The organism is Nocardioides secundeburneus (genome assembly GCF_039939255.1).
Classification (GTDB): domain Bacteria; phylum Actinomycetota; class Actinomycetes; order Propionibacteriales; family Nocardioidaceae; genus Nocardioides.
On record NZ_JBDUUE010000003.1, the window covers coordinates 140,803 to 155,276 of the forward strand.

The 14,474-nt window shown below is 72.5% G+C and carries 14 protein-coding genes and 1 tRNA gene; 10 read left to right on the forward strand and 5 right to left on the reverse strand.

Annotated elements, in window-relative coordinates; genetic code table 11:
- Positions 1-40: 40 nt before the first annotated feature.
- From ABFT23_RS08770 to ABFT23_RS08800, 7 genes are all read left to right on the forward strand, one after another.
- Positions 41-661, forward strand: a complete 621-nt coding sequence (locus tag ABFT23_RS08770; protein ID WP_347894278.1) for a CDP-alcohol phosphatidyltransferase family protein — start codon at positions 41-43, stop codon at positions 659-661.
- A 4-nt stretch (positions 662-665) separates the two neighbouring features.
- The gene (locus ABFT23_RS08775; RefSeq protein ID WP_347894281.1) at positions 666-1,145 is read left to right on the forward strand and encodes a VTT domain-containing protein; all 480 of its coding nucleotides are present in this window, start codon (positions 666-668) and stop codon (positions 1,143-1,145) included.
- Between the two features lie 22 nt (positions 1,146-1,167).
- Complete coding sequence (locus ABFT23_RS08780) at positions 1,168-1,335, forward strand: hypothetical protein (protein WP_347894283.1); 168 nt, start codon at positions 1,168-1,170, stop codon at positions 1,333-1,335.
- An 11-nt stretch (positions 1,336-1,346) separates the two neighbouring features.
- A complete protein-coding gene (gene nadD, locus ABFT23_RS08785) occupies positions 1,347-1,964 on the forward strand; it encodes a nicotinate-nucleotide adenylyltransferase (RefSeq protein ID WP_347894285.1) in 618 nt (205 codons plus the stop codon).
- The gene (gene rsfS, locus ABFT23_RS08790; RefSeq protein WP_347894287.1) at positions 1,961-2,338 is read left to right on the forward strand and encodes a ribosome silencing factor; all 378 of its coding nucleotides are present in this window, start codon (positions 1,961-1,963) and stop codon (positions 2,336-2,338) included. Before nadD ends, rsfS begins: the two co-directional genes overlap by 4 nt.
- On the forward strand, positions 2,335-2,946 hold the full coding sequence (locus ABFT23_RS08795) for a histidine phosphatase family protein (protein ID WP_347894289.1): 612 nt from the start codon (positions 2,335-2,337) through the stop codon (positions 2,944-2,946). Before rsfS ends, ABFT23_RS08795 begins: the two co-directional genes overlap by 4 nt.
- 51 nt (positions 2,947-2,997) lie before the next feature.
- Positions 2,998-3,070 (forward strand) — tRNA-Ala (locus ABFT23_RS08800).
- A 201-nt stretch (positions 3,071-3,271) separates the two neighbouring features.
- On the opposite strand, the gene ABFT23_RS08805 is transcribed toward ABFT23_RS08800, so the two are convergent.
- Positions 3,272-4,741: a flavin-containing monooxygenase gene (locus ABFT23_RS08805; protein ID WP_347894291.1), complete on the reverse strand. Its 1,470-nt coding sequence runs from the start codon at positions 4,739-4,741 to the stop codon at positions 3,272-3,274.
- Between the two features lie 70 nt (positions 4,742-4,811).
- Between ABFT23_RS08805 and ABFT23_RS08810 the strand changes: the two genes are divergently transcribed.
- Complete coding sequence (locus ABFT23_RS08810; protein ID WP_347894293.1) at positions 4,812-5,759, forward strand: AraC family transcriptional regulator; 948 nt, start codon at positions 4,812-4,814, stop codon at positions 5,757-5,759.
- Positions 5,760-5,953: 194 nt separating this feature from the next.
- On the opposite strand, the gene ABFT23_RS08815 is transcribed toward ABFT23_RS08810, so the two are convergent.
- Positions 5,954-7,666: an alkaline phosphatase gene (locus ABFT23_RS08815; RefSeq protein ID WP_347894295.1), complete on the reverse strand. Its 1,713-nt coding sequence runs from the start codon at positions 7,664-7,666 to the stop codon at positions 5,954-5,956.
- 198 nt (positions 7,667-7,864) lie between these two features.
- Here ABFT23_RS08815 and ABFT23_RS08820 point away from each other — a divergent pair, with 198 nt between their 5' ends.
- The gene (locus ABFT23_RS08820) at positions 7,865-10,021 is read left to right on the forward strand and encodes a PhoX family protein (RefSeq protein WP_347894297.1); all 2,157 of its coding nucleotides are present in this window, start codon (positions 7,865-7,867) and stop codon (positions 10,019-10,021) included.
- Positions 10,022-10,103: 82 nt separating this feature from the next.
- Here ABFT23_RS08820 and ABFT23_RS08825 read toward each other — a convergent pair whose 3' ends face one another.
- Positions 10,104-10,865, reverse strand: coding sequence for an SDR family NAD(P)-dependent oxidoreductase (locus ABFT23_RS08825; protein WP_347894299.1), 762 nt, complete (start codon positions 10,863-10,865; stop codon positions 10,104-10,106).
- Positions 10,866-10,879: 14 nt separating this feature from the next.
- On the opposite strand from ABFT23_RS08825, the gene ABFT23_RS08830 reads away from it, so the two are divergent.
- Positions 10,880-11,779, forward strand: a complete 900-nt coding sequence (locus ABFT23_RS08830; RefSeq protein ID WP_347894301.1) for an alpha/beta hydrolase — start codon at positions 10,880-10,882, stop codon at positions 11,777-11,779.
- Here the strand turns inward: ABFT23_RS08830 and ABFT23_RS08835 are convergent.
- The gene (locus tag ABFT23_RS08835) at positions 11,769-13,322 is read right to left on the reverse strand and encodes an AMP-binding protein (RefSeq protein ID WP_347894303.1); all 1,554 of its coding nucleotides are present in this window, start codon (positions 13,320-13,322) and stop codon (positions 11,769-11,771) included. The two genes, ABFT23_RS08830 and ABFT23_RS08835, sit on opposite strands and share 11 nt — an antisense overlap.
- 4 nt (positions 13,323-13,326) lie before the next feature.
- Complete coding sequence (locus tag ABFT23_RS08840; RefSeq protein WP_347894305.1) at positions 13,327-14,472, reverse strand: DUF5938 domain-containing protein; 1,146 nt, start codon at positions 14,470-14,472, stop codon at positions 13,327-13,329.
- Positions 14,473-14,474 lie beyond the last annotated feature (2 nt).

Below are 14,474 nucleotides of genomic sequence, written 5' to 3' on the forward strand. Positions count from 1 at the left end.
TGCTCGATCCCGTGACAGGCGCGGCCGGTAAGGTCGCGCCGTGCCCGACGTCGTCCGCTCCACCCATGCCGATCCCGCCGTAGAACGGCTGTGGACCGGGGCGACCGTCATCACCTTCGCACGCACGATCGCCTCGTTCGTGCTGTGCCTCGTCGGGCTGTGGCAGGAGGACCTCGCCTGGCTCGTCGCCGGCCTCGCCGTCTACTGGCTCGGCGACATGGCCGACGGCGGCTACGCGCGCTGGCGCGACTGCGAGACCCGCATCGGCGGCGTCGTCGACATGCTCTGCGACCGGCTCAACTGCGCGGCGTTCTACCTGTGCTTCGCCGCGCTCGAGCACGAGATGATCCTGCCGGTCGCGGTGTACCTGTTCGAGTTCATGGTCGTCGACTTCTTCCTCTCCCTGGCCTTCCTCGCCTGGCCGATCCGCAGCCCCAACTACTTCTACGAGGTCGACGAGCGCATCTACCGCTGGAACTGGTCGAAGCCGGCCAAGGCGGTCAACTCGTCGCTGTTCGCCGTCCTGCTGCTGGTCACCGGGTGGTGGTGGCTCGGACTCGCCATCGCCTGCGGGCTCGTCGTGCTCAAGTGCATGTCGCTGAAGTGGCTGCTCGAGCTCGGCCTGCCGGTGCCGGAGCGGGCACCGCAGCCCACGGGGTGACCGGGTGCTGATCCTGTGGCTGACGATGTTCGGGGTCAGCATCCTGTCCGCCCTGGTGCCGTTCCTGCCGATGGAGGGCGTCATCATCGCCACGGCCACGGCGGCGCCCGGCGTCCCGAAGGCGGTCGCGCTCGGCATCGCCGCGGGCGCGGGAGCCACCGTCGGCAAGATCGTCTGGTACGAGCTCGCGCGACGGGGCTCCGACTCCGCGTGGGCGCAGAAGAAGCTCTCCTCGCCCAAGGTCAAGGCCGGCTACGAGCGCTGGACGGCGCGCATGGAGGGCCGGCCGGTCTACGCCGGTGCGGTGATGTTCGTCGCCGCCTCGGTCGGCATCCCGCCGCTGCTCGCGATGGCGGCCGTCGCCGGGCTCCTCCGGATGCCGATGTGGGTCTTCGTGCCGACCGTGTTCGTCGGCCGCTCCATCCGGTTCGGGCTGCTCTTCCTCGGCGTCGACGCCGTGCTGCCCGAGTTCCTCCACTTCTGAGCCCTACCGCTAGGCTGCGGCCATGTCGCTGAGCACCGTCACCGCCCTCGTCACGGCCGCCGCCGAGGAGGCCGAGCAGCACGGCGACCCGGCCGTCCCGGTGTGGGTCGTGGGCCTGCTCGCCTTCGGCATCCTGATGTCGTTGCTCATCGGTCTCATCGCCTTCGGCGGGGGCCGGGAGCACTCCTGACGGGCGACGGCGTGCCAGCCACCCCCCGGCGCCGGGTCGGCGTCATGGGCGGCACCTTCGACCCCATCCACCACGGGCACCTCGTGGCCGCCTCCGAGGTGCAGTCGTGGTTCGACCTCGACGAGGTCGTCTTCGTGCCGACCGGTCAGCCGTGGCAGAAGTCCGACCGCGCCGTCTCGCCGGCCGAGCACCGCTACCTGATGACGGTCGTGGCCACCGCGGCCAACCCGCGATTCCGCGTCTCCCGCGTCGACGTCGACCGCCACGGCCCCACGTACACGATCGACACCCTGCGCGACCTCGCCGCCGAGCTGCCCGACGCCGACCTCTACTTCATCACCGGCGCCGACGCGCTCTCGGAGATCTTCAGCTGGCGCGACGCCGAGCGGCTCTTCGAGCTCGCCCACTTCGTCGGCTGCACCCGCCCCGGAGCCGACCTGTCGGAGTCGACGGTCGAGGCGATCCCGCACGACCGGGTCACCTTGCTCGAGATCCCCGCCCTGTCCATCAGCTCCACCGACTGCCGCGAGCGGCAACGCGCCGGCCGCCCCGTCTGGTACCTCGTGCCCGACGGTGTGGTGCAGTACATCCACAAGCACCACCTCTATTCGGAAGTTGCACCCTCATGACCGCCACCGACCACGCGATCGAGCTCGTCGTCGCCGCCGCCCGTGCCGCGAGCGACAAGCTGGCCAGCCAGATCATCGCCTTCGACGTCAGCGACCAGCTCGCCATCACCGACGCCTTCGTGCTCGCCTCGGCCAGCAACGACCGGCAGGTGAAGTCGATCGTCGACGAGGTCGAGGACAAGCTTCGCGAGATCGGCGCCAAGCCGATCCGCCGCGAGGGCGAGCGCGACGGCCGATGGGTGCTCATCGACTACGGCGAGATCGTCGTGCACGTGCAGCACGAGGAGGAGCGGCAGTTCTACGCCCTCGAGCGGCTGTGGCGCGACTGCCCGACCATCAAGCTGCCGGCCGACGTCGTCTCGCACGAGCGGTGACCCGCACCCTCGTCCTGCTCCGTCACGGCCGCACGGCCTTCAACCACGAGCGACGCCTCCAGGGTCAGCTCGACGTCGGCCTCGACGACGTCGGCCGCGCCCAGGCCGAGGCGGTCGCCCCGGCCGTCGCGGCGTTGTCGCCGGCCGTCGTCTGGAGCTCCGACCTCGAGCGCACCCGGCAGACCGTGGCCCCCGTCGCCGCGGCCTGCGGGCTCGAGGTCACCTTCGACGCGCGCCTGCGCGAGTTCGGCTTCGGCCCCTACGAGGGCCTCACCCACGACGACCTCGCCGATCGCGACCCCGACAGCCTCGCCGCCCTGCGTCGCGGCGACTACGAGCAGGTGACGCACGCCGAGCCGACGGGCGTCGTCCACGAGCGGATGCTGGCCGCCCTGCACGACCTGCTCGCCGCGACCGAGCCCGGCCAGACCGCCGTCGCGGTCAGCCACGGCGCCGCGATCCGCGTCGCCGTCGGCGCCCTGCTCGCCTGGCCCGACGGCGTCTTCCGCACCCTCGGGGCGCTCGGCAACTGCCACTGGGCCGCGCTGCACGAGCACTCGGCCGACGGCGTCCTGCGGCTGCAGGCCTACGGACGCTCGGTCGGGTAACCCCGATTTCACGTCCGCCCGGGGCATTGGGTAATGTTCTCTCCAGTTCGCGGGGGTGTGGCGCAGCTGGTAGCGCACCTGCATGGCATGCAGGGGGTCAGGGGTTCGAGTCCCCTCACCTCCACCCGAACACGAAGGCCCGGTCGATCACGACCGGGCCTTCGTCATTGTCTGCCGCTCCCGACGCCCGGACTTCACCATGGTGGAGTCGGGGACGTCGTCGGGCCGGGTTGCGTGCCCGGACTCCACCCTTGTGACGTTCGGGACGACCGGCCGACGGGACGGCTGGGACGGAGCGACCCAGGTGGCACCGCCCGGCACGGGCTCAGCGCACGACCAGCTCGTCCCAGTCGACGACGGCGGTGCGCTCCTGGTACTCCGCGACCCGGCCCGGCCAGTTCGTGGTGATGCGCGAGCCGTCGACGTACCAGCTCTCGCAGCCCGACCACGCGGAGTCGTGAAGGCGTCGTTGCATCTCCGCGTCGTAGGCGGCCTCGACGTCGGGCAGCACCTCGACCCGGCGTCCGGGACCGATGGCGGCGAGGCGGGCGACCACCTGCGCGACGTAGTCGGCCTGGGCCTCCATCATGCCGATGATCGAGCTGCCGCCGAGGTTGGTGTTGGGGCCGTAGATCGTGAAGAAGTTCGGGAAGCCGGGCACGGACAGGCCGAGGTGGGCGTGGGCGCCGTCCGCCCACCGCTCGTGCAGGTCGGCGTCGCCGACGCCGGTGACCGCGACCCCGGCGAGGAACCCCGTGGCCGCGAACCCGGTGCCCCAGATGATCACGTCGGCCTCGTGCAGGGTGCCGTCGTCGGTGCGCACGCCGCCGGGCTCCACGGCACCGACGGCGTGGGTGACGACGTCGACGTGCTCGCGGGCGAGGGCGGGGTACCAGTCGTTGGAGAACAGGATGCGCTTGCAGCCGATGTCGTAGTCGGGCACGAGCTGGGCGCGTAGCGTCTCGTCTCGCACCTGGCGGCGCAGGTGCAGCCGCCAGGCGGCCTTCACGGCGGCCAGGAACGGCTTCGACCACGGCACCTGGCCGCCGAGTGCGGCGTTCAGCCTCTCCGACAGCCAGAAGACGGTGCGCCGCTCGCCACGCAGCAGGCCCGGCCACCGGTCGAAGGCCCGGTGGTGGTGGTTGCGGTACTCCTGGTCGGGTTTCGGCACGACGTAGGGGGCCGAGCGCTGGAACACCGTCATCGCGCCGACCCGGTCGACGATGCCGGGCACGAACTGGATGGCGCTGGCTCCCGTGCCGATGACCGCCACGCGCCGCCCGGTCAGGTCGACGTCGTGGCGCCACTGCGCGGAGTGGAAGGCGGGCCCGGCGAAGGTCTCGAGCCCCGGCAGGTCGGGGACGACGGGGTTCGAGAGCTGGCCCATCGCCGAGACGACGACGTCGGCCTCGTAGGTGGAGCCGTCGGCGCAGGCGACCTGCCAGGTCGCGGCGTCGTCGTCCCAGGTGCACGAGGTGACGGCCGCGTCGAACACGACGAGGTCGGTGAGTCCCTCGCGCTCGGCGGCCGCACGCAGGTAGGCGAGGATCTCCGGCTGCTGCGAGTAGCGCCGTCCCCAGGCCGGGTTGAGCGCCCACGACCACGAGTAGAGCGGCGAGGGGACGTCGCACGCCGCGCCCGGGTAGGTGTTGTCGCGCCACACGCCGCCGGTGGCGTCGGCCCGTTCGAGGATCGTGACGTCGGTGATGCCCCGCTGCAGCAGGGCCCGGGCGGCGCCGAGCCCACCGAAGCCGGAGCCGATGACGACGACGCGGGGTCCGTTCTGGGAAGCCATGGCGTCGACGCTAGGACGCCGCGCGCGCCGGCCATAGCCGCTCGGGCGAATCGGGTTGATAATTGCGGACATGCGCTTCGAGCCCGCCGCCGACGACTGGGGCTTCGCGCGCGACGTGACCGGGGTCGCGGTGCTCGTGCGCTACGGGCAGAGCCACGGGCTGGGCGCGCGGCGGTGCCTCGCCGGCACGGGCCTGGGCCCCGCCGACCTCGACGACGCCGGCCGCGAGGTGACGGCGGCGCAGGAGCTGCGCGTCGTCCGCACGCTGCGCAGCGAGCTCGGCGAGGTCGGGCTCGAGGTGGGCGCCACCTACCGGGCCGCGACCTTCGGGGCGTTCGGGTACGCGGTGCGGTCGTCGCGCACGGTGCTCGAGGCGATGGCGACCGCGGCGCGCTTCATCGACCTCAGCTTCGCGTTCGCCCTCCCGCGGGCCGAGGTGGTGGGCGAGCGCGTGCTGGTCGTCCAGGACGCCGTCGACCTGCCGGACGACGTCCGGCGGTTCCTGCTCGAACGTGACGCCGAGGCCGTGCGGCAGGTGGTCGAGGAGCTCGTGCCCGGCGGGGTGGGCGCCCGGCTGAGCATCGACGGCGACCGGTCGACGCTCGAGTTCGGTGCCGACCAGCTCGACAGACCGCTGCCCGGGCGCAGCGCCGACGCGCTCGAGGCGGCGGCCACGGTGTGCCGCGACGTGGTCGACCGGCGTCGTGCCCGCACGGGCCTGGCCGCCGAGGTGCGCGTGCTCGTCGTCCAGCGGCTGCGCGACGGCGCACCGATGCCGGACGTCGCCGCCTCGCTCGGCTGGACCGAGCGGACGCTGCGGCGGCGCCTCGCCGAGGAGGGCGTCTCCTACCGCGAGCTCGTCGACGAGGTGCGCTCGTCGATGGCCGAGGCGCTCACCGCCGGACGCTCCACGCTGCCGCTCGACGACCTCGCGGCGCGCCTGGGCTACGCGAGCGCGCCGGCCTACCTGCACGCCCGGGCTCGCTGGACCCGGCGCGGTCCCGCCTCGAGCGGCTGACGGCGGGCCGAGGAGACCGACGCGGCACGGGCCGGCGTCCGCGGAGGACGCCGGCCCGCAACTTCCGCCCTGCTGCGCTGCGGCGCGCGATCGTGTCCGGCGCGGCTGCCTACCGAAGGTCAGCCCGACCACACGGGCCGCGACGGAGACGGTCGCTCAAAGGCGCCGCAGCAGCCGAAGCGAAGCGAGGCAGTTCACCGCGTGCGGACCGTCTTGGTCGCGGTGGCGGTGCCACCCTTGCCGGTGCCGCGGACCTGGAGGGTCAGCGGGCCGGTGATGTTCCTCTTGATCTTCACCCAGGCGGTGGTGCCGCGGGGCGAGACCGTCTTGGTCAGCAGGACCTTGCCCTTGTTGCGCACGGTGAGCGTGACCTGGGTGGTGCCGGCGGCGGCGATCGAGACCGGCAGACCGGCCTTCTTCAGCACCGCGCGGCGGATCGACGGCTGGGCGGCGACGGAGACCGACGGCTTGAGCGGGGTGGCCGGCGGGGCGGGCGGCGTCGGGCCCGGGGGCAGCGTGCTCGGGGTGCGTCCGAGCAGCGTGGCGAACAGGTCGGTCTGGTCGATGACGCCGGTGACGTTGGCGGCCTGCGGGCCGGAGGCGGCGACGCGGATCTGGGCGCCGGTGTGGTTGGAGCCCGAGGCGGACGTCGAGTAGGCCACGCTCATCGGGTCGCCGTCGAAGGTCTGCACGGTCGCGGTCTGACGGCCCTGCGAGCCGTCGCCGACGATCTGGGTCGAGTGCGCGTGGTCACCGGTGACGATGATGAGCGTGTCGGGGTTGTCGGCCTGGAAGTCGAGCGCGACCTGCACGGCCTCGTCGAGCTCCTCGAGGTCACCGATCGCGCCGCAGATGTCGGAGGCGTGCTCCTGCTTGTCGATCATGGCGCTCTCGGCCTGCAGGAAGAAGCCGTTGTCGTTGTCGAGCAGCTCGATCGCCTTGGCGGTCATCTCGGAGAAGTCGGGCTGCGCGCCGCGGTCGGCCTCGGTGCACCGCGTGGTGGCGCTGCCGGATCCCGGGGGAGCGGCGGCGACCAGCTGGTTGTACTTCGGCGTCATGTTGCCGTTGGTGAACAGCCCGAGCACCGGTCCGTCGTCGAGCGAGGTGATCGCGTTCATCGCGGCCTCGGTCTCGACCAGGCGGGCGCCGTTGGCCTGGGCGTCGGCGAGCGGCGTGGAGCCGGCGTCGGTGGCCTGGGTGAAGCGCTGCTTGCCGCCACCCATGAGGACGTCGATGTCGTGGTCGACGAGCTGCTCGGCGACCGAGCCGAGGCCGGGGGGCGTCGCCGACTTCTTCTCGACCGCGCAGTTCGCCATGTCGGTCGGGCCCTGGCAGCCGCGCTGGCTGATGTGCGACGCGGCGGCGGCCGGCGTGGCGTCGGTGATCTCGGCGGTCGACACGTTGCCGACGAGCCAGTCCTGCTCCTGGTAGGTCTCGAGCACCGTCTTGTAGTTCTCGCCGGGGATGTTGGCGGCGGCGCTGGGGCCCTGCGAGAGGCGCCCGTCGACGGTCTTCTTGCCGGTCGACCAGCCGGAGGCGGTCGGGGCCGAGTCGGAGACGTAGGCCAACTGATAGTCCGCGGGGTTCGCGCCGACCTTGAGGCCGTGCGTCGTCATCGCGCCGGTGAACGGCAGGTTGTCGAGGCCGGCGAACCGGCCGTCGGCGCCGACCGAGTAGTTGCGTGCGGCGGTGATCATCGAGTCGTCCATGCCGTCGCCGATGATGAGGATGACGTTCTGGGGCTTGGCCGGGTCGATCTGGGCGGCCAGCTCGCCCGAGCGGTCCTGGGTGAAGCCGGGGTCGACGCGCTGCGTGGCGCCGGGGACGGCGAAGGCGGCGGTGACGCCGAGAGCGGCGGTCGTGGCGAGGGTGGCCACGGCCAGGGTCTTGCGAGTACTGCGTCGCACGAGGGTGCTTCCTTTCGGTCGGATGTCCACGTGCCAACCAACCGGTCGCGCCACACCTCACGGCATCGCCCAGGGGTCCCGGGCATGACGATCAGGTGGCCGCTGGGCGACCGGCGACACCGTGCCGACGGACGTCCGTCGCCCGCCGTTCACCTCGAGGTGGAGGGCCATCCGCCCGCCGCGCCTACCTTCTCGATCATGACTCTCAGTACCGAATCCTCCGGCACTCGTCGACTCCTCCCGATCACCCCGAAGCACGACGCGATCGGTGCCCACGGGCGCACCTCGCGCGACCCGATGACCTGCCTGTTCAAGTGCGGCAACGCCTGCGACCACCCCGAGCCCAACCGCTCGGAGAACGGGCACGTGCAGGACGAGATCGCGAAGGTCGTCGGACGCCGCGGGCTGCTGCAGAGCGCGCTGCTCGGCGGCACGGCGCTGGCCGTCGGTGGCGCCGCGGCGACGGCGACGGCCGGTGCGGCCGCGGCCGCGCCCCACCGCCCCGGCCCCTCCGGCCGACCCTCCGGCGGGCCCTCGGGCCGGGGGGCCGCGCTGACCGGGACGTGGTCGGCGGTGGAGCCGAACAGGCGGGACGCGCTGGTGACCGCGCCGTCCTTCACCTCCGCCGTCGTCGTCCGCTGGGGCGACCCGGTCGTGGCCGGTCCGGCGTTCGACGCGCACCGGCAGTCGGTCGAGGCCGCCCGCACGCAGTTCGGCTACAACTGCGACTACGTCGGTCTGCTGCCCCTCGACCCGTTCAAGCGCCGCGACCCCGACGCGGCGGTCCCCGGCGACGAGGCGCTGCTCGTGGTGAACCACGAGTACACCGACGAGAACCTCATGTTCCCCGCCGACACCTACACCGACGACGAGATCAAGGCGATCGCCATGGTCAACCACGGCATGTCGGTGCTCCGCGTGCGCCGCGGTCTCGTCCCCGGTTCGTGGAAGCGGGTCGAGCCCAGCCGCCGCACCCCCGAGAACCGCCGCATCACCATCGACACCTCCTTCGAGCTGACCGGCCCCGCCGTCGGCGACCCGCGGCTGCGCACGTCGGCGGACCGGCGCGGCCGCACGGTGCTCGGCACCCTGAACAACTGCGCGGGCGGCATGACGCCGTGGGGCACGGTGCTCTCCGGCGAGGAGAACATCAACCAGTACTTCGACGCCTCGGCCGGGCTCGACCCCCGCTACTCCGCCGAGTACGCGCGCTACGGCATCACCGGCCAGGGCAAGGGATGGAGCAGCGTCGACGCCCGCTTCGACCTCACCCGCGAGCCGCACGAGGCCCACCGGTTCGGCTGGGTCGTCGAGGTCGACCCCCACGACCCCGACGGTGCCCCGCGCAAGCACACGATGCTCGGGCGCTTCAAGCACGAGGGCGCCAACGTCACCATCGCCGAGACGGGCCAGGCCGTGGCATACATGGGCGACGACGAGCGCGGCGACTACCTCTACAAGTTCGTCTCCCGCCGGGCCTACGACCCCCGCGGCAACCGCGCCGCACGCCGTCACAACCTCGAGCTGCTCACCGAGGGCACCCTCTACGTCGCCCGGCTCACCGGGGACGGCTCCCAGGACGGGCGCTTCGACGGCACCGGCGAGTGGATCCGCCTGTGCACCGACCGGGAGTCCTTCGTGCCCGGGATGTCGGTGAACGACGTGCTCATCTTCACCCGGCTCGCCGCCGACAGGGTCGGGCCCACCAAGATGGACCGACCCGAGGACGTCGAGCCCAACCCGGTCAACGGCCGCATCTACGCCGCGCTGACCAACAACTCCAACCGCGGCAGCGCGGCGATGCCGGTCGACGAGGCCAACCCGCTGGCGTCGTCCATGGTGCGGGCCTCGATCGGCGCGCCGCTCACGTCGGCCTCGGGCAACCGCAACGGCTACGTGCTCGAGCTCGAGGAGACCGCCCGCGACGGCCACGCCGGACGCCGGTTCAGCTGGAACCTGATGCTCGTCTGCGGCGACCCGGCTGCCGCCGAGACCTGGTTCGGCGGCTTCGACAAGCGGCGGGTGAGCCCGATCAGCTGCCCCGACAACGTCGCCTTCGACAGCGTCGGCAACCTGTGGATCTCCACCGACGGCAACGCGCTCGGCTCCAACGACGGCGTCTTCCGCGTGCCGGTGACGGGCCCGGACCGTGGCCGGGTGACGCAGTTCCTCACCGTGCCCAAGGGCGCCGAGGCGTGCGGCCCGCTGGTCGCCGACAGGGACCGCTCGCTGTTCGTCGCCGTCCAGCACCCGGGCGAGATCACCGGCGCGACCTTCGAGGAGCAGGCCAGCACGTGGCCGCACACCGACGACTTCCCGCGGCCGTCGGTCGTCGTCGCCTACCTCGACCAGTAGGCGCCGCAGACGCTCGCACCCCGGCCGCCGTCGGATGTCCACCCCCGCGGCCGGGGTGCGTGCTCACGGTACGCACACCACCTCAGGTGATCGTCATCCCGCCGTCGACGGCGAGGGTCTGCCCGGTCACGTAGCCACCGGCGTCGGAGGCGAGGAAGACGACGGCCGCGGTGAGCTCGGCCGGGTCGCCCTTGCGGCCGGCGGGGATGCGCGGCAGCTGCGAGTCGAGGTAGCCGGGCGGGTAGGTGTCGGTCATCTCGGAGACGAAGAAGCCCGGGGCGATCGCGTTGACCCGGATGCCCTTGCGCCCGGTCCACTGCTGGGCCAGGTCGCGGGTGAGGCCGATGAGCCCGGCCTTGGACGACGCGTACGCGGCCTGGGGGAGGCCCGCGGTGGTGATGCCGAGCACCGAGGAGATGTTGACGATGCTCGAGCCGGGCTGCATGACGCGACCGCACGCCTGCGCCATCCAGTAGCAGCCGTTGAGGTTGACGTCGATGACGCCCCGGAACTCGTCCGGCGTCTCCCGCGTCGCCGGCACGGCGGTGCCGACGCCGGCGTTGTTGACGAGCACGTCGACCCGGCCGAACTCCTCCATCGCCAGCGCGACCAGGTTGGTGCAGGAGTCGGGGTCGGCGACGTCGGTGGCGACGGTGAGGGCCCTGCGGCCTGTGGCCTCGACGAGGGCGGCGGTCTCGGCCAGGCGGTCGACCCGGCGGGCGCCGAGCACCACGTCGGCGCCGGCCTCGGCCAGACCTTGCGCGAAGGCGACGCCGAGGCCGCTGGAGGCGCCGGTCACGACGGCGACCTTGCCGTCGAGACGGAACATGTCGTTGACAGTCATGCTGTGATCGTAGGGTGACGAACCCCCGCACCGACCTCGACATCACCAGCCACGGCGTCCGGCTGTCGGCCTGGCACTACCGGGCGTCGTCCGGGGCCTGGACGACGCCCGCCGGCCGCCCGGTCGTCGTCATGGCGCACGGGTTCGGGGCCACCAAGGACGCCGGCCTCGCGCCCTTCGCCGAGCGGTTCGCCGCGGCCGGGGCCGACGTCGTCGTGTTCGACTACCGCGGGTTCGGCACCTCCGACGGGATCCCGCGCCAGGCGGTCGACCACCGTCGGCACCGCGAGGACTACGCCGCCGTCGTCGCCCACGTGCGATCCATGGACGGCGTCGACGCCGACCGCGTCGTGCTGTGGGGGTCGTCGTACTCGGGCGGCCACGTGGTCGCCGTCGCCGCCCGCGACCCGCGCATCGCCGCCGTCGTCTCGCAGGGCGCCGCGATGGACGGGCTCGCCGCGGTGCTGGAGATCCGGCGCTACGCCGGCCTGCGGCAGGTGCTCCGCCTCACCGCCCACGCGCTGCGGGGCGTCGTCCAGCGTGGTCACACGCTGCCGATCGTGGGCGAGCCGGGGTCGCTGGCCGCGATTACTTCACACGACGGCCTGTCCGGCTATCAGCTGATCATGGGGCCGACGTTCCGCAACGAGATGCTGGCCCGCGGCATCCTGCTGATCCTGCTCAACCGCCCGGTCGCGGCGGCCTCGAAGGTGTCGGCGCCGTTGCTGCTGGTGATCGCCTCCGACGACACCATCGCGCCGCCCACGGCGGTGGAGTCCGTGGCCCGGAAGGCGGGTGGCCGGGTCGAGACGCTCCGCCTCGACGTCGGCCACTTCGCCATCTACGAGGGCGAGCCGTTCGCCACCTCGGTGGCCGCCCAGGTCGCGTTCCTCGACTCGGTGCTCAGCCCCTGACCCCCGTGTCGTCGGCATGCAGCCGCTGCTTGATGTCGGTCTTGAGCACCTTGCCGACCTTCGAGCGCGGCAGGTCGTCCCACACCTCCACCTGCTTCGGCGCCTTCACGCTGCCGATGCGCTCCTTCACGAACGCGGTGAGCGCCGCGCCGTCGATCGTCGCGCCGCCGCGGGCCTCGACGACGGCGACCACGCGCTCGCCCCACTTCTCGTCGGGCAGCCCGACGACCGCGCAGTCCTGCACGTCGGGGTGCGCCATCACGGCCTGCTCGACCTCGGTGGAGTAGACGTTGAAGCCGCCGGTGATGACCATGTCCTTCGCCCGGTCGACGATGAAGAGGTAGCCGTCGTCGTCGAGGTAGCCGACGTCGCCGGTGTGGTGCCAGCCGTGCGCCGAGGCCTCGGCGGTGGCCCCGGGGTCGCGATGGTAGCCGGCCATCACGAGCGACGACCGGACGACGATCTCACCGGTCGCGCCGCGGTGGAGCAGGGTGCCCTCCCCGTCCATGATCGAGACCGTCACCAGCGGAGCCGGACGCCCCGCCGACGACAGCCGCTCGGTGGCGATGCTGCCGTCGTTGCGGAAGTGCTCGGCCGGGGAGAGGGTCGAGATCATCATCGGCGCCTCGGTCTGGCCGAACAGCTGGGCCATCACCGGGCCGATGCGGGTCAGGGCCTCCTCGAGCCGGGCCGCGGACATGGGCGCAGCGCCGTACCAGAAGCACTGCAGGCTGGAGAGATCCGTGCTCTCGAGCCGCTCGTGGGCGAGCACCATGTAGACGAGCGTGGGCGGCAGGAACGTGTGCGTGACGCCGTGGCGCTCGACGTGCTCGAGGAAGCCGCCGACGTCGGGTGCCCGCATGACGACGATCTCGCCGCCGTGCGCGAGCACCGGGAAGCACAGGACGCCGGCCGCGTGGGTGAGCGGCGCGAGGGCGAGGTAGACCGGCCGGCCGCGCCAGGGGTAGGCCATCAGCGTGATGGCCGTCATCGTCTCGAGGTTCGTCCCGGTGAGCCGGACGCCCTTGGGGCGACCGGTGGTGCCGCCGGTGCCGACGATCGCGGCGAGGTCGTCGGCGGCCGGACGGTCGACCGCCCCGTCGCCGCCGTCCAGGAAGTCGGACCAGTCGAGGGCCCAGTCGAGGTGGCCGTCGAGGCAGACGAGGGCCTGCAGGTCGGGCAGGTCGTCCTTGATCCGCTCCACCAGGGGCGCGAACGCCGCCTGGAAGGCCAGCAGCCGGCACCCGACCAGGTCGAGCAGGTCGCAATTCTCCCCGGCCTCGTTGCGCGGGTTGAGCGGGCTCCAGACCGCGCCGGCCCGGCTGATGCCGAGCAGGGTGGCGAACGCGACCGGGTCGTTGGCCGAGAGGATCGCGACGGTGTCGCCCCGCCCGACGCCCTGCGCGGCCAGGCCCGCCGAGATGCGGAAGCTGAGCTCCCGCACCTCGGCGTAGCTGCTGGAGACGCCGTCGGTGGTGAGGCAGGGCGCATCGGGCGAGACCGACCAGCCCTTGTCGAGGTAGTCGACCAGCCGTGCGCCCACCGGCTCAGCCCTCGACCGTCAGCACCGGCTCGGCGACCAGGCCGAACGCGCGCAGGACGCCGAGCAGCTCACGGTGCCCGAAGGCCTGGCACCCCGACGCGAAGCCCACCCGCAGCGGCGGCTGCTGCAGGAGCGAGTAGGCGGCGTAGGCCTGCAGGAGCCCGGTCTGCTTGTAGTTCTGGTTGCCGTGGATGACGCAGTGCGCCCGGCCCAGCGGACCGGAGGCGTGCACCGAGTCGAGCGACTTGTTGAGCCGCGGGTTCTCGCGGGGCGGCATCGTGTTCATCACCTGCGCCGCGGTGGCGGTGAGCGCGGCGTCGCGGTCCTCCTCGTTCATGTCCTTGGTCGCCTCGAGCGCGGCCGCGACGATCTGCGGGACGCCGTTCATCAGCGCCGCGTTGAACACCCCGCCCTGCGCCTTGCAGCTGGCCACCCGCGGGTCGCGCTTGAACCAGACCGGGTGCGAGGTGCCGCCCCAGGGCAGCGACAGCGCGAGCTCGTGCTGGCCTGGCACGACGAGGGGCAGCAGACCCTGCCCGGGGTCGAAGGGCACGTAGGCGTTCTGCTCGAGGTAGTGCGCGGCGGAGGTGGCGGCGTTGACCAGGATGGTCTGCGTCGAGGCGATGGTCGGGCTGCCGCCCCAGAACACCGCGATGTCGAGGGTGTCGAGCCCGGGCTTCTCGAGGCACAGCTGCGCCGCGATCTCGCCGGTGGTGTACATGTGCGCGATCCCGGGCGCGAGCAGCAGGCCGGCGGCGGCGAAGTCGGCGCCGTACGTCTCGTCGCAGGTCATCAGCCAGTCCTGCTCACCGGTGGTGTCGGTGTAGTGGGCGCCGGTGGCCAGGCACGCCTCGACGACCTGCGGGCCCCACTTGCTGAACGGGCCGACGGTGTTGAGCACGACGCTCGCGCCGCGGAACAGATCGGTGAGTGACTCGACGTCGTGGGTGACCTCGACGACCTCGTAGTCGGCGGTCTCGATGCCGGCGACGTGGCCGTCCATCGACTCCTGGAGCCGTTCGGCGGAGCGACCCGCGGCGACGAACGGCACGCCGTACTCGCGCAGGTACTCGCAGACCAACCGGCCGGTGTAGCCGGACGCGCCGTAGACGACGACCTTCTTCTGGTTCTTCTCGCTCGTCTCGCTCATGC

What these genes read in the sequence shown, in the direction of transcription:
- ABFT23_RS08780 (WP_347894283.1), top strand. Translation starts at nt 1,168, where the DNA reads ATGTCGCTGAGCACCGTCACCGCCCTCGTCACGGCCGCCGCCGAGGAG.
- rsfS (WP_347894287.1), top strand. Translation starts at nt 1,961, where the DNA reads ATGACCGCCACCGACCACGCGATCGAGCTCGTCGTCGCCGCCGCCCGT.
- ABFT23_RS08805 (WP_347894291.1), bottom strand. Translation starts at nt 4,741, where the DNA reads ATGGCTTCCCAGAACGGACCCCGCGTCGTCGTCATCGGCTCCGGCTTC.
- ABFT23_RS08840 (WP_347894305.1), bottom strand. Translation starts at nt 14,472, where the DNA reads ATGAGCGAGACGAGCGAGAAGAACCAGAAGAAGGTCGTCGTCTACGGC.
- ABFT23_RS08825 (WP_347894299.1), bottom strand. Translation starts at nt 10,865, where the DNA reads ATGACTGTCAACGACATGTTCCGTCTCGACGGCAAGGTCGCCGTCGTG.
- ABFT23_RS08810 (WP_347894293.1), top strand. Translation starts at nt 4,812, where the DNA reads ATGCGCTTCGAGCCCGCCGCCGACGACTGGGGCTTCGCGCGCGACGTG.
- ABFT23_RS08820 (WP_347894297.1), top strand. Translation starts at nt 7,865, where the DNA reads ATGACTCTCAGTACCGAATCCTCCGGCACTCGTCGACTCCTCCCGATC.